Origin of the sequence: Fictibacillus sp. 7GRE50, assembly GCF_015903875.1 — a bacterium.
GTDB classification, from domain to species: domain Bacteria; phylum Bacillota; class Bacilli; order Bacillales; family Fictibacillaceae; genus Fictibacillus; species Fictibacillus phosphorivorans.
Genome location: NZ_JACZDW010000001.1, coordinates 868660 through 891361 on the forward strand (window position 1 = coordinate 868660; position 22702 = coordinate 891361).

The window sequence follows — 22702 nt, forward strand, 5'->3', positions numbered from 1 at the left end:
TCCTACTTTCTTACTTGATTCCTGAGTGGGCCATCGTGTTCATCACCTGGCTCTGCAGAATTATAAAAATGATTAGATTTGGTACGAACATGATCAAGGATGCGGCTGCTGCAAGTCCTTGTCCTGCTACGTTGTTTCCTTCAACGGTTGAAGTTAACGTCGACATATAGAACGAGAACGTCTTCAGTCCTTCATCGTTCACATAAAGAGACGAACTCTCAATGCTGTTCCAAACGAGCTGGAACGATAGAATCGCGATGGTCGCGATGGCAGGTTTGACGAGCGGTATGATGATCCGAACGAAGATTTGAAAATCAGATGCTCCGTCAAGTCTTGCTGCTTCAAGCAGTTCATCCGGTATCTGATCGATGAACTGTTTGACGAGAAACAGACCGATCGGCATCGCAAGTAACGGAAGGATATGAACCATGAACGTATTGATCAAACCTAGTTCGTCGATCAATAGGTACCGGGGAATCATAACCGCCGCTGGTACGAACATGAGCGCAAGCGTGTTGATCTCAAAGATCGCTTTTTTCATTCTAAAATTTTTCTTTGATAGCGCGTAGCCTGCCATCGTGCTGATGATTACCGTCAGAACAACCACGATCAGCGTAACGACAACAGAATTGAACAGAAAGCGCGACATCGGAACGCCAGTATCGTTCGTCTTTGTAAAAAGGTCTACAAAGTTCTGCATAGTTGGGTTATCTACAAAAAAGCGCGGTGGATACGCGAACAGTTCGTCGATCGGTTTGAACGCATGAAAGAATATATAGACGATCGGCAAAGCCATAAAGACAGCCAGTGGTATTAAAAATGCAAGAAATTTCAGCTGACTTTTATGAAACTTTGACGGGTTCATTCTTGTCCCTTGAAAGGCTGACATGTTGATCACTCCTTTTTCGCTAGTCTTTCTCTCCAAACAGCCTCCAGGCTACTTTCGAGAACAGATATACAACGATGAGCAGCACGACCGAGATCGCTGCTGCGTAACCCATCTCATAACGGATAAATCCATAATCTTCTAAGTGGTTGACCATTAGCTGACCCGCATATTGCGGTGTCGGATTGGCACCCGATAGCGCTACCCCAATCGCACCAGCTTGAAATGTTCCAACGACTGCCATGACCGCGCCGAACAGCATCTGCGGCTTCATGGACGGAATCGTAATATAGATGATCTCTTGAAAACGGTTGTTGATGCCATCGATGTATCCGGCTTCATAGATCTCAGTGTTAATGTTTAGAACACCTGATAACATCGCAAGGAATCCTACACCCATAGAGCCCCAAAGCGTTACAAAAATCATGATTTTCATCAAATACTCAGGTGACTGCAGCCATTGGATCGGCTCTAACAGCACACCCATCGTTAGAAGCAAGCTGTTAAGATAACCCGTTTCATCTCCAGAGAAGATGATCGTCCAAACAACGGCCATCGCAACACCTGCTGTCATGGATGGAGAGTAGATGACCAGCGCAAGTACGGTTCGCATGCGCTTTGGCACTTGAGCGAGCGCCCAAGCGAGTATGAACGATAAGATATACCCGCCAGGGCCCACGATCAGTGCGAACGTTAACGTGTTCGGCAGGATCTTCTGCATGAACACTTCATCCTGTGTGATCAGACCGACATAGTTGCTCAACCCGATGAACGATGGCGTCTCGATCGCGTTAAAATACGTGAATGACAAAAGAATTGCCGCTGCAACAGGTATGATGATAAACGTTGTAAAAAAGATGATATACGGAGCAAGGAACATCCACGGTGAATAATCTCGTTTATTTGGTTTCTTTTTCATTCTCATCGCCTGCCCAACTTTTCACTTGTTCTATCGTAGGAATCGGATACGGCTTGACCATCTTGCCGTCCTTCACATATCCGAACTCTTCCATCTTTCGCTTGATCTCCCGGTCGATCGCAACAACGGAATCGTCAACTGCCGATCTCGGGTTCACACCGTCAAACACGATGCGGTTCCAGATGTTCGAAAGCTCACGCTCAATCATGTACGAACCTGGATTTTTCGGTACTTCGTATAGGTACTCCCATTGCTTTAAAATCGTTTTCTTATGCTGTTCTGGCCACGGAAGGTTCTTAAACGCCTCTAGATTCGACGTGTTCCACATGTATTCTGGTCCGTACAACATCTGAAGATTGGTCGCGAACTCGGTCTGCGTATCTTCTGACAGCCACCATTTTAAAAGTTCCCACGAATCTTCCTTGCTCTTCGTTCCTTTGAAGATCATTGCCGACTGGCCTGAACCAGTAGCCCAGCGTTCCACTGTTCCGTCTTCTTTTTTCACACCCGGATGCGGTGCAATATCCCACCATCCAGCGATCTCTGGAGCGGCTGCCGTAAGTTGCGTATATGTCGTAAAGTTAGCCGTCCCGATCGGTAGTGTTGAATATCGGAAATGGTTATAAAAGTTCGGTACTTGTAACGGCATGCTGTAGATCGTGTTCAGCTCTGCCATGAACTGAATGCCTTTTAACGATTCTTCTGTTCCAATCGCGGTCTTCATGCCATCTTTTCCGTACAGATCTCCGTCAAACTGATACACGAACGGAGCGGTTGCTTGGAACGGCTTAAACCCTGTCGCACCAGCGATGTGCGTATAATAGTTCATTCCAAAACGCTGAAGCTCTGGCAAGATACTCTTCACGTCATCCCACGTATCTGGAACCGGAAGACCGAGTGCTTGCAGAATATCTTTTCGGTAAAACTGCACAAAGAAATCTTGCGTCTCTGGCATCGCATAGACCGAATCACCGATCATAAGCGGAAGAAAAGCTCCTGGCGAGAACTGCTTGCTGAACTTTTCGAAGTCATCGAACTGATGCAGATCAACGGCTGCACCACGAATGGATAACTCGTATGGCAGCCACGAAGAGATACCAAGCGCAATGTCTGGCTGTTTGTTCGACGCACTCGCGAGAATCAGCTTCTGCTCTTCTGGCATGATCGAGAATTTTACTTTAATTCCTGTTTCTGGCGTAAAGTTTTGATCAGATAGGTTTTGTAGGAGTTCCACGTATTGACGCGGTCGGTTCACCCAAACCTCTAACGTATCTTCTTCTGCTTCACTCGCCGAGTAGTTCTCTGAGAAGAACGATAAGAAGAAGCGTTGAATCGAGTCGATCAGCTTTTCCCAAAAACCGGCTTCTGCATCCGGCACTTCTTTTTCGTCACCATGCACGTAGAAACGGTCGACCGTTAACGGCTGTTCTGGCAAAGTCACGAGCATGTTTCCGAGCAACTGTGCCGCTGAAGACGATCCTTCTGACAGCTCAGTAAGTCGGCTTGGAATCTCATTTGGCTTTTTGCTAAGTGCCCTTAGCTTCTGAACCGCCATCTCAAGCGAGACCATATCTTTTGAATCTTCTTTTGTATTATCAAGAGTTCTGAGGTACTTCAGTTCTTGCTCTAGCTCATCTGCCCAGCCAGCCAGTTTTTTATCGATGCCTGGAATGTACTCGCTGATCTTCCAGCCACGCGATGTATCTGTCTGATTTCCTGTAAGCTTTCGAATTTCAAGCGTCAGCTCTTCCATCTCGCGCATCACTTTGTTTGTCGTATGAAGAACGGGCTCAACAGGTGCTGCGTCCGCTTCTAGACCGATCTGATGCTTACCTTTTGATAAATAAAACAGATAATCTTTTCCTTCTTTATTTTCTAACGTGACATTATCCCAGTTTTTATTGAAGGGAAACGTAACGGGTGAAGTCTCTTGAAACGGAACTTTTCCGTCGATCAACAGTTTTCGGAAAACCGGACCGCCCGTCTCTTTGTTCTGCAACACTTTAAATGTTAGCTTGTAAAAGCCCTCTTTTTTCACGTTGACGTTCCAATTCACCGTCTGTCCGGAGTCTTTCCACGATTCAGAACCTAGTGTGTTTAATAGAAGGTTCTTTGGAGAGCTCGGTACCGCTGATGAATCATCTGCTGCAAAAGGACGTATGTACGAGCTGTTCTTTTCATAGTCCTTCTCGGCTTCACGTGTGATCAACGTGTCCGCCACTTTTGCATCTTCATGTTTCTTTGTGTATTCTTTATAGCTTGGTAGATTGCTAGGTGATTTGACGTAAGCTTTACCTAGCAGCATCTCACCTGATAGGTTTGTAAGCTGGATCGTATTTTTTCCTTTTTTCAGTTCGTATCGAAGTGGCTCAGACTGCAACTGACTCGCATCTTCCGCTGTTAACGTGTTCCAACGCTCGATCCGCTTTTGCTTCGGAATCATATCGTTGTCGAACCGATCTTTCTCAAAGGTGTTTTTCTCGTTTTTCCAGTCGGCCGGAAACACGATTCTTCGACTTTCATAAAAAGGATAGTTACCGTTTACCTGAATGGCGCCCTCTATTGGAACAACCTCGTTGCTCAGTGGATAATAATCAAACGCTAGCTCATATAGTCCCGCTTCCTTCACATTCACTTCATAAGAAACGGAGTCTCGGTTATGCCAATAGAAAACACGATCGTTATAGCCCTTACTCTCTGATTCTGACAAAAGGTTCTTTTTGTCTTTGATCTTAAAATCAGAAGGAGAGACAGACGCTTCAAATTCTGAAGCGTCCCCTGTCCCTTTCTTCTCCCAACTGTTAAGGACGGTATGATAGTTTTCCTCCACGACTTGTTCGGCAGGCTTATTATCCTGACTGTTGCCTTCAGCAGATGCATAGGGTTGTGGAATAATGAGACACAGCGCTAAACCTAACCAAAGAAATCTTTTAAACTTCATACTATCAACCTCCCCTTAAACTTCAGGCTTTCTATTTATCTTTTAAAGCCTCACTTGCTTCTTTACTCTTTTGGTCTGCTAATTGATCAAGCTGCTTTGCGTAGTCTTCGATCTTCAGGTTTCCTTTGATCACGTTATCTAAAATAACTGCCACTTTCGCGTTCGCTTCTTCTCCAACCTTTACGCCTGTTGGTGCTTCCCAGCGTGCATCTACATAGCCAGGTACGGTTTTAACCGGCTCAACGACTGCGTTGTCTAAGTTGTCATAAGCTGTTTTGATTCCAGGCACTTCATTGATCGCAAAGTACTCATCTAAAATTTCAGGATCTGCGTTAACTGGAAGTGTGTTCAGAGCTTTTCCTTCTTTTTCAGCAATTTCCATACGCTTCATGAAACCTTCTTTACCGAATGACATCCACTTAGAGAAAAGGAATGCTTCTTCAGCGTGCTTACTCGTTTTAGAGATTCCAACAAAGTCGTTCGTTACACCCGTTCTTCCACCAGGAAGTCCTATGAAGTCAAAGTCAAACGTTCCTTTTTCAACAAGAGCAGGAACTCCCCAAGTGCCGTCCCATTTCACAGCAACTTGTCCGTTCATCCATACTTCTTCTGGGTTTTCCCCTTTAAAGTTAGCTTTCAAGTCATCTGGAAGTGACTCGTACGCGTAGTTGTTCGTTGTGATTTCTTTTGCAAGATTCGCTCCTGCGATGAATTCTTTTGAGTCAAGAGAGTATTGCCCGTCTTGAACCGTATACCAGCCCATGTCTGGGTTCGCTGCTGCCGGATACCAGTCTGTTACGGAGAACGCGTGGTTCGTTCCAGCTACACCTTTGTTGATGTTCGTTACTTCTTTAATGGATTTCGTGTACTCTTCTAGTGAAAAACCAAACTCAGGATAATCGAGGTTCGCTTCGTTAAATAGATCTTTGTTTACTAAGTAACCTAAGAAATGCTGTGCGAATGGAACCGCATACACTTTATCGTTGTATGTTGCTGATTCACGAACCGCTTCAGGAATGTTTGCAAAATCTTTATCTTTTTCTGTCATTTTCGTGATGTCCATCAACCAATCGTTAGAAAGTGATGATGGAATCTGTGGTAGAGCAAAAACGTCTGGCATCTTGCCCGCACTTGCTGCTGCAGCGAGTGTTCCGTTCCAATCTGTCGGATTGATCGACTCGTCGATCTTAACCTTGATGTTCGGATACTTTTTCTCGAACGCTTTGATCATCAAGCGCTCAAGGTTTTGTTCTTTTTCCGTACCAAGTGACCAGCTTGCATACGAGATGGTTACGTTTTCTTTCTTGTCGTCAGAGCTTGCTTTGTCATCTGAGCTACAAGCTGCTACTGAAAATAGCAGTGCGATGATCATGAATAGTGATAATACTTTCTTCATTACCTATCAACTCCCCAATTAATTTTATTTGCTATTCGCTCTGTTGCTTTTGAAAGCTGTTGATTTCCGTTTCAGGTGCTCGCTTTCCGGGGGGCGTGCGGTGAGCCACCTCGGCACCTTGTGCCCTTAGGTGTCTCACCTGTCCCGCTGATCCCCCAGGAGTCTCGCACCCTGCACTCCAATCAACTTATTCGGAGATGATAAAAGTCCAAATACTTCAGGTTCAACAGGTAGAAATAGCCTTGTTGGTACTTATGGTTGAATAGCGTTTGCGAACGCTGGTTGAAACCGGATGGATGTTGTGTCTTCTGTTGTTGAAATTAGCACTTTGTATGTGTGCTCTTGTACTTCCTCTATTGAAACCTCTTTAGTGTCTACAGGTTTCCAGGAGGGGGAACGGAAGACGAATTCTTCTTCTTTTTGAACCATTTTTATTGTGAGTGAGATCACGTCTTGGTGCTGTACCGTTTCGTAGATTTCACCCGTTCCGTATTCGATGAACAAGTCTTCATGTAACGGTACATTGACCGGTAGCATGAGGCCGCTTCGCATCGGAATTGAAATTTCTTTCCCACCGAAAAGGGTTGCTCCGTCGTACGTAATCGTCGTTGATTTCTTAAATTCATCGAAGTTTTGAAGAAAGAAGAAGTCTCCTTTTTCTGGTGAAGATCGAACGGTAATATCAAGCTCTTCTTCAAGTGTGAAACGACTCTGTATTCCAGCTCGTTTGGCAAGCTCGACGATGATGTCGTTTTGATAATGAAAACCGTGATCCATACCGATTCCAAACATATAGAGCTGACCTTTGCCAAGCTGCTTTTCAAATGCGATCACTTCGTCCGGCTTGTCCTCTATATGCGCAAACGCTCCATCAGTTGTCTCATAGATATCAGCTCGGTCGATCAACACGTTGTCCGCCTGATCGATCTGACCGAACACGCGGTGCTTTGTTTCTTTTACCGATACGTTGATGTAATCTTTTAAGTTCGTACACGGTATATTTTTCAGTGTTTTTGTCGGAATCGTTGGGAACAGAATCAGCTTTCCGCCATTCTCTAGATACGTAACGAGTTTTTGCTGAATGTTTTCATCCATCCACTCTGTGGTAAACATCCATAGAGAAGGAACTTTATTTGGATCAATCTCATCATCATCCTGTACATTGATTGCATCATAGATAATGTTGTTCACGCGAAGTGCTTTTGCGATGCCGTTTGCCATAAAAGTTTCACGATCACGCTGGATCTGGTCGACCATGTGTTTCGTATGCTCATCATGAAACTCTGTCATGTAATAATCCGGATAAAAACCGAGATGTGTATCAACGACTGGTTTCGTTTGTAGAAGTGAGCTTTCAAATGTTTGAAGCATCTTTCCGATATGCTGAATCACAGGATAGTGCGGATTCTTCTTGCCCGACTTAGTGAGTGGTGCCTGCCAATCGTGACGTCTGCCGAACAAGCCGATGTTTTCATAGTTCTCGCCCGCACCAAACATGTAATAGTTCACACCGTTCATCCCGTCCGCGATACATAAGCGCGTCGTCAGATCAAACGTAGTTGGTTGGAGCTTCGGTTTATCGTGGATGCTTCCACCTTGAAACTCTGCTGAGAAAAGCGGCTGCTCTTTCCATTGGATCGCTTTTGTAAAGGCGTTTGCTAAAACGATGTCCACATAGCTGTCATACTCGATGTTACCGATGTAATAATCACCAGCCATGAGTGTGTTCTCAATTTTCGCGGTCTCAAGCAGCTGCGAAATGCCGATCGGATACATCGTTCCGCGCTTTAAGATATCGATTCCATGAAAACCATGAATGTTCACGACGAACGGAACATCGATACCTTTTTCCTCTGCTGACTGTTTCAGATGCTCGATGAAACGCTTATAGTGCTGTCGTAAAAATAAGCCGAATTCATTTCGTAATGCATGAGCGTAGATCGCTTCAGGCTTTTTCGTCATGTTTTCCGCGAACGACTGAATCTCGCTAAACGGAATGCGGAATGTTTCTTGAAACGATTGTTCTGTATAGTTTGTTCTCAGATGTTGTTGAAACTCTTGCAGTGTTGAAGTGTTGAAATCGGGTTGGTTCGTCACCCAGTGAAACATCCCTACTTCGTTATCAAGCTGAAAAAGGATAACTGGACCACCGTTTGTTACTAAAAACGGCTTAATAACGGCACATACCTTTTCATACCAAAGCTCCGTTTTTTCTAAGAATGTTGGATGACTATAACTCACGACTCGGGTTGGATGAATCTCGCCAACGTTCGTTTTCGCTACGGCTTCCGGGTAGTTATCGATAAACCATGTTGGCACACCATGATCCACGATTTCTGCCATCACGTATGGACCCGGACGGACTAAGCAGTACATACCCTCTTCTTGTAGGAGCTGCAGAAACGTATGTAGATCACGTTCTGGTCGAGAAGTTCCGATAAGATCCGTAACACCTTCCTCATACTCGTGGAAAATCCAAGGCACGTATGTGCTGATCATGTTCGCGCCAGCTTCTTTTACCTGCTGTATGCGCTCGCGCCAGTCTTGCTTCGGAATTCGGAAATAGTGAAGCTCTCCTCCGAACAAGAAGACCTCCTGACCGTCTACGATCACCTTTTCTTCTTTTATTGCTATGCTCTTCATAAATCACCTCTTCATCCGGAAAAAAACCGGGGTACTGGAGTATAAATGGATTAAATCAAATGGTTGATGCGTGTGGGTATAGCTATTCGAAACGTTTCGATATAGTACAAAAAAATAGGATTTTCGGTAAATATAAACGTTTGAATTGTTGTTCAATACCAGAAATCCTCATTTTAACAATAGAAACGTTTCACTTTTAAATATTATAAATCAACTTGTAAACGGTTACAATATAATTTTCTAAAAATTGTGACGTGGTGGTTGTGAAGTTCTCTAATCAATCAGTAACTTCAGAATTCTGCGCTCGAGAATTTTACATCTATTAATTTCAGGTTTGTTTTCCTAACCTTTATGTAGACTATATCCCTTGTGCTATTCTAGAACTATCTATAATATTCCATTATCAAGGAAGGTTTAGGTTTCTTTATGACTGCCAAATTAATCAGTATACTTCTAACCATTCTATTCATTTCTCTTTTCTCACTAATTTTTGTAGGAATTGACATCCCTTTTCCAACAACTATAATCATGCTTCTTTTATTAACTAACGCCATCACTGCGTTCTTTTCTATATTTGTACAACGTGCCATTATTGAACGCTATAATAATAGTTTTGTTACAAACAAAGTGGATGTTCTCTCATTAATATATAAATACACTACATTTGCTTTTTACGGTCTGAACGACGCTGTTCAATCCGTACTTAGCCTAATACCATGGATCATCAACAAATTGCTGGCTCTTCTTTTCTTTTTTCTGCTGCTTATCAACTGGTTGATCTTACTAATTATGTATAATGGATAAAATTAAAGTACTAGAAGTCTCAAGGAGAACTGCCAATGAACAGAACATTTTCATTTAAACGAGGATTTATATTTTTCTGGTTAGCCAACATAGTCTTGCTCGCGGTAATTGGATTATTACTAATCAACAAAGAGAGCTGGGTTGACGATGCTCAAAAATACTTCACTCTGTTCATTACGATATCGGAAGCGATGATTCTCTTATTATCGTTAGCCAGCTGTTTGCCCCAAAAAAGTAAATAAGTATAGAAAAAGGCAAGCTGACTCTTTTCCCAGAGTCAGCTTGTCTTTTTAATAGCATATGCTTGCCTAGCCAAAGCTAAAGCCCCACACAAACCTGCGTTGTCACCTAAACCAGGCGGTACAATATACTTATCAATTCGATTCAGTACATTTTCGTGTTGAATGTAGCCGTTTAACAGCTGAACCACCCCGTTTCGTACGAGCGGAAATAGGTGTTCTTGTTTCATTACGCCACCGCCGATCACAATACGTTTTGGAGAGAGCACCAAAATGTAGTTTACAAGAGCTTGTGCGAGATAATAAGCTTCTAGCTCCCACACCTCTAGATCCGACGCGAGCTCTACGCCCTTCTTTCCCCAACGTGCTTCGATTGTGGGACCTGACGCCATCCCTTCTAGACAATCACCATGAAACGGACAGCTTCCTGCAAAATGGTCTTCAACATGTCGCCTAACACGAATGTGGCCCATCTCTGGGTGAAGCATCCCATGTACCAGCTTCCCTTCCGAAACGGCTCCTACTCCAATTCCAGTTCCAACCGTCATATACAGACAGCTATCTAGACCTTTGGCGGCACCCCAGAGAGATTCGCCTAAAGCGGCAGCATTCACATCCGTATCAAATCCGATCGGAACCTGGAAGTGCTTCTTCAGTTCACCGACTAAATCATACTGATTCCAATGTTCTTTCGGCGTACTCGTGATATAACCATAAGTTGCACTTGAAACATCAAGATCAACCGGCCCAAATGAACCAACTCCTAGAGCATTCACCTTTTTTTCCATAAAGTAATCAACAACGTGTCTCATCGTTTCTTCAGGGGTTGTTGTAGGGATAGAGATTCTTTCAATAACTTCTCCGTCCTCATTTCCGATTCCACACACAAACTTAGTGCCGCCCGCTTCAATTGCGCCTAATAACATAAAATCACTCCTTACATGTAGCATCCTTAAAATCAAATGAGAGACCGCAATCAAACATTCGGTTCCAAGGAGCAAATGTTTTCAAATTATCGATTTTGAACTTTTTAAAACTATGAAGAATCTGCTCATTAAATCTGGTTATCAAACGGTTATTACGTTCTTCATTCACACGAACCGTTTCATCTTTCAAATCAAAATAATTCAAATCATACTTCGGCAGAAAATCTGCGTTCATTTCCATACGTATTTCTGCTTGATAAAAATAATCATCAAAGAGGTGGTAGATAAGGTTCTCTTGAATCTTCGGCTGTTTCCCATCAGCACCTAACACTCCTTGGCAGATGGTTGTACCTAGCGTATTACAATTCGTGTTCCATCCTTTGTATGAGACGAGTTTATCAAGAATACGCTCTTCATCCAAAAGGGTAATTAACTCGCGGTCTCCGCCATTGGCATAGGCGGAATCCGCCACAATGACGTTTTTCCCTGAGTCGATGTAATCCTTAATCTGGTCTACAAACGTAAGCATATTTCTGAAACTAGTGTACGTAATGTCCTTTACATTCTGTTCCCATGATTCTTGCATCACACGGCCAGGCGTATTATATGCGAGCACGAGATCGGCATCCGTAGCACTATCCACTAACTGACACCCCGCTGCTAACACATGTGCTTTTAAACTTTCTGCAAAAGGACGATCTTCATACATGGGCACAAGCTGCTGGCCGAGCGTACTGCTCCATATAGGAAAGATCTTAGGTTTCTGCCCCTTCAAATCATTATAAACCCGCGCTAATAAAGTCGCTCCAACTTCATCTGCACCAGGGTACATGTGAACCTTTTTATATAAACGAAGCTGTTCACGTTTTGTCACCACAGTGCTTTGATCAATCGCGGTATATCCGTATTCAGAACTATCATCCTGCGGAATCGACAAAAACGTCAGCACGCCTTCCTTAACCAAATCTAGCATGTGCACATTCATGTTTGAATTGAAGACACGTCTCGTCTCATAGTCTTCAATATGTTCTTTTGGTAACTTTGCATCGATCTCACTAAGATGCTTCGTCTCATCTTCTGTTAACTTCTCGCGCTTCTCTTTATCCAACAAATAAGAGCGTAAAAACAATTCCCGGCCCCAATGTTCATAATAATCCGGTTCCTCGTCACTCGAACTGTATTTTGGCGTGCGCATAATTAAGTTCGATGCATAGATTCCTAGATTCGGATAATCGCGACGCAACGAGCGTAAGCGCTCCACCCATACCGCACTCTCTTTTTCGGTCAAATAATGAAGTCTAGATGGAAGCAAACCGCCATAAACCAGCATATCAATGCTTAAAATAAGAGCGTCCACTCTCCCTGCCATATTTTTTAACCAGTTCCACAATCCTTCTGTATTCGCCGCATTCTTTTTATAACCTAAGAGTTCGGGTGCAGGAACAAACAACTCTACATCATGTGAAGACTCCGCGATCATCTGAACATATGTGATGTTGCAAGGGCGTTCATCTATTGGTAAATAAGCAATTTTCATGCGTTTGACCTTCTTTCTTTCACTACATTCTTTTTATATAAGAGTGAATAAATTTTAGCTTTTCTTCCTCATGAAGCATAGGAACTTCGTGGCCGTATTCACGGTATATTCTAATTTCCTTTGGCCCGCCTAAATGATGATACAAAGCAAAAGCGCTTAACGGCGGACATACGGGATCCATCATTCCAACCGATAAAAGAACCGGACACGTTACAGAGCTTGCTAGATTCATTGTGTCAACATAACTAAGCGTTTCAAAGATTTTAGGTGATGTTTGATGTTGAGGATCGTGCACTTTAAAATAATGCGAAATCTCTGTATAAGGTCCTTCTGCAGCAAGTCCAACTGATTGTTCAAAGTCCGTAAGAAATGGGATGTCGCATAACGTTAAGGTGATGTTCTCCTGTAAAGCAGCAGTGGCAATAGCCAATCCCCCACCCTGACTACCACCTTCCAGATAAACGTTCCTTTTTCCAGAAAGCTTCCGAACAACGTCAACGCTTCGATAACAATCCATGTAAACATGTGTGTAATAATATTGATTACGGTCAAAAATTCCCTGCGTAAGCCAACCGGCTGCTCCTCCATTTTCATAGGAATTCTTATCTGCCGATTTCACACTCTGTCCTCTTACATCTACTAATAAAACGGGTATCCCCTGAATCACATGCTTAAACGTATAATGCGGCTGCAGCGTGTTCCAGTTGTAGCCATGAAAGATGACTGCAGCTGGTGCATCGTCTTTTGAAACTTCTGGTGTCACGTAAACACCGTGGATACGTGAATTGCGAAATCCTTCAAAAGCCACATCATAGACTTTTACACCAGGAACGCTGTATGCCCGCTCCTTCACTTCTACATTCAGCGGATACTCTTGATTTTCAACTTTTAACCCATTCCAAAATTCCTCGAAATCAGCTTTTTTAGTCCGTTTAGGTTTGTAATTTTGAAGTTGTTCCATTGCTTCATCGTATGCATTCAAGACTTTTCACCCTTTTATACGTAAAAAGGAGAAAATATTTGTAGTGTCATATTTTCTCCCTTTCTTTTCAATTCATTTCTATAGAAAGTTGGCGATCTCAAAGGTGCGTTTTGCGAGTCCTCAGTTCAGCAGTTCACAGGTTCACCGTCTGTTTTTGCAAAAACTCTACAAGCAGTCTGTTTTTACGGTACGTGTTTTTTTATTTGTTACACGTTCGCTCAAACTAAGGCTCTTTTCGCCCCAAACACCACTCGTTTCACCCCGTGGACACCATGTTTCGCCCCAACTGATCAGAGTTTCGCTCAGTGGACCCCTTGTTTCGCTCCAACACTCCTAAATACAAACTTCATCTCTTTTTACCGCTAAAAAACCCTGTCCCATCATCAGTAAAAACGAAGAATCGGCTCATTTATATCAGAATTCAGCGTAATTATATGCTTTTTTTCTGAGCTATTAGATAATCTCTTTTTGTTCTTCCGTATTATAGTCACTTTGCAGTTCTTTTAAGATAACATCCATTAGGTAGAATGCGGAAACCTCACAAATGGAGTTATCATCACCCGCGATATCATCTGTCGCTGGAATGAGTAATCGCGTATTCGAAACATCTGCTAACGGAGAGTCCTGCTGGCTGGTTACTCCGATCGTTTCGCAGCCTAACTTTTTCGCTTGCCTCAGCATACCAACCACTTCTGAATCATAACCAGAAGCACTAAGTCCGATCACAAGTGTATTTTTATCTAATGTGTATGCCGACAATTCCATCTCATATGCAGACAAAAAGGTGTCTGCTTTCTTACCAAGTCTCATCAATTTATACTTCATCTGATCGGCGATAAAAGACAGTTTGTTTCCACCATATAAGTAAATTTGTTCTGCGTTAGCTACTTGTTGCTTTACTTTTTCAACATCTTTTAACTCGTAGAGCGTATCAAACTTCTTCAGCATTTTTACATATGTTTCTTTAAGGCCTGTTAAATGATTACTTTCAGATGGTTCGAAAAGTCTTGTGCTAACAGATGCTTCTTTTGCCATCAATCGAAGCTTATTGTATGAACCAAACTCTAGTTTCTGACAGAAACGTGTAATCGTAGCTTCTGATACATCAATCTGTCGCGACAAATCGGAGATCGTTCTGTTCGGAAATGACTCTAGATTTGTGATAATGTATTTTGCGATCATCTGCTCACGTTTCGTCAGCTTGTGTCTGTTCGATTCAATCATTGTTGTGATGCTCTTAAGCGGCTGCAGGGATTCTTGAAGCAAGAAATGACGTAGAGCTCCAACCATACCAGCATTATTTAAGTTACGGGCGATCTCGATCTTCGTTTTTGCTAAAATAGCTGGAATCATATCGATCTTGAGCTGTTTCATGATTAAAGGCAGAAGGTATTCCTTTTGAGCGGTAATACCACCGCCGATAATAATCGTTTCTGGATTCATCATGTACGCGACCGTGGCGATTCCTTTTGATAGATAGTACACAAGGCGTTCGATTTCCTCGATGCATATTTCATCGCCTGCTTGTGCCAACTCAAAAATCTTCTTACCATCAAGCTCAATTTCAGCTACTTCTTTTCGTTTCGCTACATTTTTAATTAATACGCGTGTCGAAGCCAGTTCTTCAAACTGACCGCCTTCAATCGGGATATAACCAATCTCGCCACCGCTAAAGCTGTGGCCGGTGTGAAGTTTGTTATCTAAAATATAGCTTCCGCCGATCCCTGTACCAATCGTCAGACAGAACAAGCTCTTCGAATCTTTTCCTGTTCCAATCCAAGACTCCGCAAGCCCGGCACAGTTCACATCATTTTCTACTTCTACAGGCAAGTTAAAATGGTTCTCTAGCTCCTGCTTCAACTTGGTTCCGGTGTAGTTTGGAATTAAAGAAGAAGCAAACAAAATGACGCCTTCTTTGGAATCTACTTGGCCAGCCGTGCTGACACAGATTCCGCTTATATCATGCTTGTCGATCAGCTGCTTCCCACATTGCTTCACTTTTTCGACGATAACAGGTCCGCCAAGCTGCGCCTCTGTTGGCACCTCGAATTTTTCAATAAACGAACCATCTTCTGAAATAACACCGTATTTAATTAATGTCCCGCCTATGTCAAATGCTACAAACTTTCTCATCATGATCACCTTCATTTTCTAAGGACGGAGTATTTGATCCCTTCATTACCGGCCTTTCCTTTTTACACGAATGGTTTTGATTTGTTTAGGGCCAAACGTAATGGCTATTTGTTTTGCTGCGGAAACGCTGGAAATGATTTTTCCAGTAAAATCAACTTCATACAGCTCTTCAGGATCAAAACCAAAAATCAAATCTGTGTTCACATCCTCATGAGAAGGATTGAACAGACGAATATCAAACGTATTTTCTTCCTTCAACATGAATGAGGAAAAAGCAACCTCAGCTGATGAAAGTTTAAACAGCTTTTGATCCTCTTTTTTCACATATGATTGCTGAGTCAACACTTGCTGACGCAAAAATTTTCCGTTGTTTAAACTCATATTGTTCTTGCCAAGAACCAATCCGTATTTAAATTCATACTCACCGAGACATTGTGCACCAGGTGTTTCAAAACCTGGTCCAGCCCCGTTACCACGCGTACGCAGATCGCGTCTCGACAACCAGCCAACACTGCGGATCACGCTTAAGAAAATGTGGTCTTTACCATTAAAAGAGTCTACCTCGTATTCTTGTAAACCGCGGTGAAGAAGCTGATGTTCATTTGCAATCACTGTGGATTGAGTCGGATATTGATTCATAATCGCTTCTTTATTTTTGGGCATATCGTACTTCTTATCTCGAAGCGTTTCCCTTTGGATGAGGTCAAACGCTGTATCTGCATAGCTAATATCGGCTGTTGAAGCTGAAAATCCAACCTTCAGCTTTTGGTCTTTCGCCGTATTGTTTACCTTCGTTTTAAAATAGATGAACCTTTTCCCTTTATGAAGAGTAATCGTTGTTTTCATCGTGTTTATGGTCTCAGCCTCACTCGAACCTGATCGGTCTTCGTTCAGTGAAGCAGGCAACTTCATCTCATAGTGCACTGTAGCTGACTGGAACGTCTCGCCGTTAAGGATATCCGATACCTCTGTGATTACGGCTTTACTTATTTTATCATTCAGAGGAGGTGAATAGTTGTAAGTGTCCCCAGCATCTAGGGACGACGTGAAATGATGTTGATCATCATGTCTCAGGCCCGTTTCTAGGTCAGTGATGGATAAACTGTCCTCGTTCCATTCAATTTTATAAAAGTCGTTTTGAATGAATGGCAACGCACAACTTTCAACAACTTCCGATTCATTTTCCACACGTTCAATTCGAAGAGCTTTCATTTCGGCACCGTCAAAGAGTAGCGAAAAGCTTACATCATAGATCACATAATCTCCATAGTGGGGCTCAGCTAAAATATGATGAATAAATTCTTCTCGACGTTCTCTTTTCAACACGTCAAACGAAATCTCCTCTTCGTTATGAAACAGTTTGATCGAACCTTTGTCCAATGGAGCTGGTATGCGGATCGTTGCTGTTACAGGGTAACGTGACGCGATCGGTGTGTTGTTGACCAAATATAAGTAGCCGTTATCTACTGAATCGTCTAGATACTCAAACGGAAATTCATCGTGAAGAATATCTTTTGAAAATCGGCTGATCGCGCTTAACACTTTTTGCGTTCGAGTCTCCATCTCATCATGAACCGCGTCCACACTGCATCCGCATATACTGTCGTGTGGCTGGTTCTGTAAAATGAGCTTCCACACATATTCCATGAACGTTGCAGAATCTGAACGACCATTTGTCCAAACGTTTAATGCCTCCATAATTCCAATTGCTTGGTCTTCGCACATTTGGTTCTGATTTTTCAAATAAGATCTCGTGGAATACACACCTGGAAGTATGAAGATCTTTGATGGGTCCCGTTGTTCCCCCGAGATTGTTCCATCTGGTTCGACTCCAGCGAAGGAATCCACATATTCAGACATCAATGTTTGCTTAAACGCGATATGGGGCATTTCCTCACTCAACTTCTCCACTCTTTCATTCACATCTGAACTCGTAAACGTGTGGTCCGCTCCGTTCATGATCAAAACATTGCCTGAAGTTAAATATGGAGCATTTCCTTCTAAATAGGTTATCGTCTTTTCCACAAAATCCTTAGATTTAAGGAACGTTTGATAATACCCTTCAAATAGTGGCAGGACGATCGTAAATACCTTCGTTCCGTCTGCACCTTCCCATGTGTTTTCAAAACGGTCCGATATAGCACCACGGAAAATAAGTGCAGAATCAATTCCGTAATTTCGTAAAATTTGCGGCATCTGGCTGATGTGTCCGAACGTATCTGGCAAATATCCGATGTTGTACGGTGAACCTAGTTTTTTTGCCGTGCTTGTTCCGATCTCCAAGTTCTTAATCATGGACTCACCTGAAACGAGAAACTCATCTGCTAAGAGATACCAGGGGCCAACCTCAATTTTTCCTTCTTTTATAAAAGTAAGAAGACGCGCATATTCTTCATCACTTACGATTTCTTGGTAATCATCCAGAACGATCGTCTGTCCGTCTAAAAAGAAGTTATCGATCTTCCCCTCACTCAACAGGTCCTGTGTATAGCGAAGTCCGTTTCGAAGCCTGAAACGAAACTCTTCGAACGTTTCGTACCATTCACGGTCCCAATGCGTATGATTCAATATGTTTACTGTCTTTATGTTCTTCATTTAAAACTCCTCCACCATTTGAAGCTGCTGTTTCAGGAGAGCACCGTTCAATGTATTTAATGCCATGTTGTTTTTAATTGAATACGCACAGGCTTTCCCTGCCGCTTCCCCCATATCACGAACTGTCGGCTGAATGCGAAGAGAAGCTTGCATCAAAAATGTGCTAGAGATGTGTCGGCCTACAACAACCAAGTTCTCCACTTCGTACGTAATAAGTGAACGGTAAGGAATTTCGTAATATTCTCCACGAGAGAATTTCGCTTCATTTACCGGTTTCTTTGTAACGCTGTGAACATCAATGTACCAGTCGCCTCGAGCAATTCCGTCTTGGAATCGTGCACGGTCTACATAGTCTTGTTCAGTGAGCACATATTGCCCAACGATGCGGTATGACTCCCGGATTCCAAGCTGATTCGCTTCTTTCAATAGAAACGCGTTCTGGAATCCCGGAATGCATTTTGGTAAAAAGGTTGCGAGCCTGCGAATCATTTGTCTTCCTTTTACAACAGCCTTTGAACGAAGCTTAGGATCTGTTGTTTTTGTGATGCCTGGAATGTGCGGACAGTTGAATGACATGACCGTGGGTTTTCCAGGTTGAGTAAACGCTTGGAAATACCGCAGATCTTCCTCAATTAAGTCACCGTTAGCGAGTGCTTCTCGAAAATAAGGTTCTAACACATGCCCTTTACCAGGAACCATCGCGATCTCAAAAAAGTCAGGATTTTCGATCTTACAAAACGTCTCATTCTGAGAGAGAATAAACGTTCGTAACTCTGGAATATCAATCCCGCCCATTTCAAATCGAAAAGAGATCTGCTGATTTTCACCATCTTTATTTCCGCTCACAACTTCAACACCTGCTGAACGAGAAAGAACGGCATCTGCTGTAGCATCAACGAACGTTTTTCCTGAAATCGCTATAAGCCCATCACATGTGTTTACGATGATATGCGTGATCTTCCCGTTTTCCCTGACGCAATCAATAAAATTCGCATCATACAGAATACTGCCTCCGCGTTCTGTAATGAGCTGTTCGAGTACATAACTTAAAGACTCCACGTTAAACCAGCTGCAAGCTGTCGTTCCATCGTTCGTTTCCACATTTTCTTTATTTAAACGCTCAGTAATCAAACTGTTGATACGCTGTGTTTTCACATGAGTCGGCATCATAGGAGAAACAAGCGAATTCGTTTGAGTTCCTCCGAGTGAAATGGTTTTTTCTACGACTAATGTAGAGAGATTTTCTTCTAATGCAGAGATCGCTGTTGCCGCGCCTCCCGTACCGCCGCCGACCACAACACAATCCACATCATAAATGACAGGTATTTCTCTGCCCCAAAAAGATAAGGTACTCAAATGAATTCACCTCTTATAAAGATATGTTTATCCTTTTACTGCTCCGTCTGTTGCTCCTGAAATAAAGTACTTTTGCAGCCAAATAAAGATTAAAAGTGTTGGAATTGTCGTTAAGATGGAAGCTGCAGAAATTAATTTTAAGTTCGATCCGTCAAAGTTCTGTGAAAGCTGCGCAAGACCAATGGATAACGTGTACATGCTGCTTTCTGTTGAGTTAAGAAGCGGCCATAAGTAATCGCCCCACGTGCCCATGAATGTGAAGATCGCCAGAGTTACAAGTGTTGGCTTTACAAGTGGCAATACAACAAGGTACCAAACTTTAAATCGGTTTGCGCCGTCTAAGTAAGCCGACTCCTCAAGTTCTTTTGGTATACGAAGGTAAGCTTGACGCATTAAAAAGATTCCGAACGCTGTTGAAACCTGCATTACAACAAGACCGATATGTGTGTTTCTTAGTCCTAGTTCTCCTGCTAGCTGAAAAAGTGGAGCCATGTATAGCTGAAACGGTACCATCATCGTTGAGATGATGAGTGCCAGAACAACACTTCGACCTCTAAAGTCCATTCGTGCGAGTGGATATGCCGCTAAACTGCAGAACAATAAGTTTAGAGGGATTGCGATCGCTGTAATAATCGCTGTATTCATAAAGTAAAGTCCAAAATTCGCTTTTTCAAATGCCGATACGAAGTTAGCAAGTGTAGGGTCTTTCGGAAGAAGACTTGTGTAGATGCCTTCACTTCCGGATTTCATTGCCATAAATAACGTGATTAGAAACGGTCCGACCGTTAGCACAGTGATGAGTAACATAACGGCGTAAAGCCATATTTTACTGTTTTGTTTTGATTTCATGGTTTCCCCCCCAATCTATTAAACACGCAGATCGTCTTCGCGTTTACTTGTTAACTTCATTTGTAAAAGTGATGCAGCGATGGCAAGTACGAGCAGCACGATTCCTGCAGCAGACGCGATACTTACGTCAAGACTCATAAATTTGCTGTAGATGTACATTACGAGCGTAGTGGTCGCACCTGATGGACCACCGCCCGTTGTTAATGCGATCTCTTCAAAGACTTTCATGCCGGCAATAATTGTCATAACCGATACGAGTGTAATAGATGGCGTTAGCATCGGAATTGTAATCTTCGTAAACTGCTTCCAAACGGATGCTCCGTCAATACTTGCAGACTCATAAACATCCTTTGGAATCGATTGCAGACCGGCCAAATAAATGATCATATAGTAGCCGAGCCCTTTCCATACAGTGATGGCTGCTACGGCTGTTAATGCTGTTGATGATTGAACCAGTAGATTGGTAGGACCATCAAACACGCCTAGTTTTACTAAAAACTCAGAGATGATTCCGCTTTGTGAATAAAGCATCTTCCACATGAGCGCCGCTACTACCATTGGTGTGATAACTGGGAGATAGTAGAGAACGCGGAACGTGCCGGCTCCTCTTATTCTTTGGTTTACAAGGACTGCTAAAATCATTGGTAAAAAGACGTTTAATGGCAGGACGATCACGAGGAACGTCAGCGTGTTCATTAACGCAACCCAGAAATACTTATCTGCAAACATCTCTTTAAAGTTAGCTAGACCAACATATTCTCCAGTACCCGCAATGATTTTATAATCCAGAAAACTCCACTTGAACGCTTCTAGGATGGGAAACACTAAAAACGTCGCTAGAATCACGATAGCTGGAAGTAAAAACAGCCATGGTGTAAGGAACTTCATACTAAACTTTTTCTTCTTTTTTGTTGTTGTGATCTTTGTTTTTACATTTGGCAGCACAACAGGTTCTCTGTTCATGTTAGAACCTCCCTTTTAAAAAGTAGAGACTAGGCTTTTTTTAAAAAAAGCTAGTCTCTTCATCTACTACATTAGAATGTTACTTTTTCACCTGATTTTTCAAATGCTTTGTTCCATTCAGAAGCTAGTTCTTTTATCGCTTCCTTCGGAGATAATTTACCTTGTAAGTTTTGGATGAAGATGTTCTTTGTTGCTGTACGCAAATCAGCACTGTTTTCCGTTGGAGGAATAAGTACTTCAGCACGGCTTAAAGACTTAGAAGCTTCTAACATACCGAATGCTTTTGGAGAATCTCCTGGATTCTTGAAGTAGTCATCTTCTAAAGATTTCTTTGTAGCTGGAAGAACTGTGCCTGCTGTTTTAGCAAATTCTAATTGGTTTTCAGCGTTCGATACAAACTCAGCAAGAGCTACGGCAGCATCTTCGTTCTTTGTTTTTGCTGGAACCGCAAAGTTCATAACCGCTACGTTCACTGGTGCATCATCTGCGTTCAACGGCTGTCCTGCTTTTGACGCTTTATACACTTCAGGAGCTCCTGACTCAATTGGTCCTAGGAATGTTACGCCGCCTTCAAGCATTGAAACGTTTCCTGCCATGTAAAGTTCTTGACCTGTTTTAATTGAACCTTCCGCTGCTTCTTGAGGAATAATACCTTCTTTATACATCTTCTGTGTTGCCTCAAAGAATTCTAATAGATCTTTGTTATCTGCAAACTTTGCTTTACCATCTTCAACGATAGGAGTACCGTTCGCGATCGAAACCATTTTTTCCATGATCGTGTTTCCGTCATTGATAACCGGGAAGTATGACGGTTTACCCGTTGCGTCTTTTACTTTTTTCGCAGCTTCATAAAGTCCCTTCGTATCTGTAGGAAGTTCGGAAACGCCTGCTTTAGAGAAAGCATCGTTGTTATACCAAGAAACAGTTGTTGTTAAGTACCATGGCAGTGCATATAGCTTATCGTCATACATACCAGACTCGTATGGTCCTTCTACAAAAGAGTTCTTCGTCTCGTCGCTCACCGCATCTGTAAGATCTAATAGTCCACCTTGAGCAGCAATGTTAGACATATAATGAGGATTTAAGTTAACAACATCAGGAACATCGTCCCCTGTAAGCGATGTCAATACTTTTTGTTCCATCTCATTTTGAGGCACGTCTTCAATCACAACATCAAGTTTCGGATGAAGCTTTTCGAAGTCTTTTTCGATATTTTTGAAGTAGGTGTCAAATGGCTCACCTGCTAATGACGCTGTCCAAAGTGTAACTTCTCCGGAAAGCTCTCCATCTTTAGCAGACCCTTTTGCCTTATCATCCTCTCCGTTGCTGCACGCGATCAAACTTAATGACAATGCTGCTGCTAGTGAACCAGAAACCCATGTTTTTGTACGTTTCTTCACTTTTCATTTCCCCCTCAGAAACATTTTGGTAAGCGTTTTCTTGATACCTCAATTATAAAAGTAAGATTAAGAGATTTCAATCCATTTTAAAAATAATTTTCATTTTTATTTAATTATTGAAAATTAATTTCTT

General features: G+C 42.5%; 16 protein-coding genes. 2 read left to right on the forward strand and 14 right to left on the reverse strand.

Features of this window, described 5'->3' with window-relative positions:
- Positions 1–10: 10 nt before the first annotated feature.
- The 5 genes from IHV12_RS04300 to IHV12_RS04320 all read right to left on the reverse strand — a co-directional run bounded on the left by IHV12_RS04300 (position 11) and on the right by IHV12_RS04320 (position 8785).
- Positions 11–889, reverse strand: a complete 879-nt coding sequence (locus tag IHV12_RS04300) for a carbohydrate ABC transporter permease (RefSeq protein ID WP_197189953.1) — start codon at positions 887–889, stop codon at positions 11–13.
- 19 nt (positions 890–908) lie between these two features.
- Positions 909–1805: a carbohydrate ABC transporter permease gene (locus IHV12_RS04305; RefSeq protein WP_231618237.1), complete on the reverse strand. Its 897-nt coding sequence runs from the start codon at positions 1803–1805 to the stop codon at positions 909–911.
- The gene (locus IHV12_RS04310) at positions 1786–4746 is read right to left on the reverse strand and encodes an extracellular solute-binding protein (RefSeq protein WP_197128767.1); all 2961 of its coding nucleotides are present in this window, start codon (positions 4744–4746) and stop codon (positions 1786–1788) included. Before IHV12_RS04310 ends, IHV12_RS04305 begins: the two co-directional genes overlap by 20 nt.
- Before the next feature lie 31 nt (positions 4747–4777).
- Positions 4778–6142 (reverse strand): ABC transporter substrate-binding protein, encoded by a 1365-nt coding sequence (locus IHV12_RS04315; RefSeq protein WP_197189954.1) that lies wholly within the window; start codon positions 6140–6142, stop codon positions 4778–4780.
- Positions 6143–6394: 252 nt separating this feature from the next.
- Positions 6395–8785, reverse strand: coding sequence for a beta-galactosidase (locus tag IHV12_RS04320; protein WP_197189955.1), 2391 nt, complete (start codon positions 8783–8785; stop codon positions 6395–6397).
- Between the two features lie 426 nt (positions 8786–9211).
- On the opposite strand from IHV12_RS04320, the gene IHV12_RS04325 reads away from it, so the two are divergent.
- Together IHV12_RS04325 and IHV12_RS04330 are read left to right on the forward strand one after the other, a co-directional pair.
- On the forward strand, positions 9212–9589 hold the full coding sequence (locus IHV12_RS04325) for a hypothetical protein (RefSeq protein WP_197189956.1): 378 nt from the start codon (positions 9212–9214) through the stop codon (positions 9587–9589).
- A 35-nt stretch (positions 9590–9624) separates the two neighbouring features.
- Entirely contained in the window at positions 9625–9831 is a 207-nt protein-coding gene (locus IHV12_RS04330; protein ID WP_197189957.1) for a hypothetical protein, read from the forward strand.
- A gap of 35 nt (positions 9832–9866) precedes the next feature.
- Here the strand turns inward: IHV12_RS04330 and IHV12_RS04335 are convergent, their stop codons facing one another.
- From IHV12_RS04335 to IHV12_RS04375, 9 genes are all read right to left on the reverse strand, one after another.
- The gene (locus IHV12_RS04335; RefSeq protein ID WP_197189958.1) at positions 9867–10754 is read right to left on the reverse strand and encodes an ROK family protein; all 888 of its coding nucleotides are present in this window, start codon (positions 10752–10754) and stop codon (positions 9867–9869) included.
- Positions 10755–10758: 4 nt separating this feature from the next.
- Positions 10759–12291, reverse strand: coding sequence for a DUF4127 family protein (locus IHV12_RS04340; RefSeq protein WP_197189959.1), 1533 nt, complete (start codon positions 12289–12291; stop codon positions 10759–10761).
- A gap of 22 nt (positions 12292–12313) precedes the next feature.
- Entirely contained in the window at positions 12314–13273 is a 960-nt protein-coding gene (locus IHV12_RS04345) for an acetylxylan esterase (protein ID WP_197189960.1), read from the reverse strand.
- Positions 13274–13726: 453 nt separating this feature from the next.
- The gene (locus IHV12_RS04350; protein WP_197189961.1) at positions 13727–15409 is read right to left on the reverse strand and encodes an ROK family protein; all 1683 of its coding nucleotides are present in this window, start codon (positions 15407–15409) and stop codon (positions 13727–13729) included.
- Positions 15410–15451: 42 nt separating this feature from the next.
- A complete protein-coding gene (locus IHV12_RS04355) occupies positions 15452–18001 on the reverse strand; it encodes a glycoside hydrolase family 38 C-terminal domain-containing protein (protein ID WP_197189962.1) in 2550 nt (849 codons plus the stop codon).
- Entirely contained in the window at positions 18002–19357 is a 1356-nt protein-coding gene (locus tag IHV12_RS04360) for an FAD-dependent oxidoreductase (protein ID WP_197189963.1), read from the reverse strand.
- Positions 19358–19384: 27 nt separating this feature from the next.
- Positions 19385–20206, reverse strand: a complete 822-nt coding sequence (locus tag IHV12_RS04365) for a carbohydrate ABC transporter permease (RefSeq protein WP_197189964.1) — start codon at positions 20204–20206, stop codon at positions 19385–19387.
- 18 nt (positions 20207–20224) lie between these two features.
- Positions 20225–21169 (reverse strand): carbohydrate ABC transporter permease, encoded by a 945-nt coding sequence (locus tag IHV12_RS04370; protein WP_197189965.1) that lies wholly within the window; start codon positions 21167–21169, stop codon positions 20225–20227.
- Positions 21170–21240: 71 nt separating this feature from the next.
- The gene (locus tag IHV12_RS04375; protein ID WP_197189966.1) at positions 21241–22569 is read right to left on the reverse strand and encodes an ABC transporter substrate-binding protein; all 1329 of its coding nucleotides are present in this window, start codon (positions 22567–22569) and stop codon (positions 21241–21243) included.
- Between the last annotated feature and the right edge of the window lie 133 nt (positions 22570–22702).

Bases quoted from the DNA above. Each gene is read 5' to 3' on its own strand.
- IHV12_RS04365 (WP_197189964.1), bottom strand. From the start codon at position 20,206: ATGAAATCAAAACAAAACAGTAAAATATGGCTTTACGCCGTTATGTTA.
- IHV12_RS04320 (WP_197189955.1), bottom strand. From the start codon at position 8,785: ATGAAGAGCATAGCAATAAAAGAAGAAAAGGTGATCGTAGACGGTCAG.
- IHV12_RS04350 (WP_197189961.1), bottom strand. From the start codon at position 15,409: ATGATGAGAAAGTTTGTAGCATTTGACATAGGCGGGACATTAATTAAA.
- IHV12_RS04330 (WP_197189957.1), top strand. From the start codon at position 9,625: ATGAACAGAACATTTTCATTTAAACGAGGATTTATATTTTTCTGGTTA.
- IHV12_RS04305 (WP_231618237.1), bottom strand. From the start codon at position 1,805: ATGAAAAAGAAACCAAATAAACGAGATTATTCACCGTGGATGTTCCTT.
- IHV12_RS04310 (WP_197128767.1), bottom strand. From the start codon at position 4,746: ATGAAGTTTAAAAGATTTCTTTGGTTAGGTTTAGCGCTGTGTCTCATT.
- IHV12_RS04335 (WP_197189958.1), bottom strand. From the start codon at position 10,754: ATGTTATTAGGCGCAATTGAAGCGGGCGGCACTAAGTTTGTGTGTGGA.
- IHV12_RS04325 (WP_197189956.1), top strand. From the start codon at position 9,212: ATGACTGCCAAATTAATCAGTATACTTCTAACCATTCTATTCATTTCT.
- IHV12_RS04315 (WP_197189954.1), bottom strand. From the start codon at position 6,142: ATGAAGAAAGTATTATCACTATTCATGATCATCGCACTGCTATTTTCA.
- IHV12_RS04340 (WP_197189959.1), bottom strand. From the start codon at position 12,291: ATGAAAATTGCTTATTTACCAATAGATGAACGCCCTTGCAACATCACA.
- IHV12_RS04355 (WP_197189962.1), bottom strand. From the start codon at position 18,001: ATGAAGAACATAAAGACAGTAAACATATTGAATCATACGCATTGGGAC.
- IHV12_RS04300 (WP_197189953.1), bottom strand. From the start codon at position 889: ATGTCAGCCTTTCAAGGGACAAGAATGAACCCGTCAAAGTTTCATAAA.
- IHV12_RS04370 (WP_197189965.1), bottom strand. From the start codon at position 21,169: ATGAACAGAGAACCTGTTGTGCTGCCAAATGTAAAAACAAAGATCACA.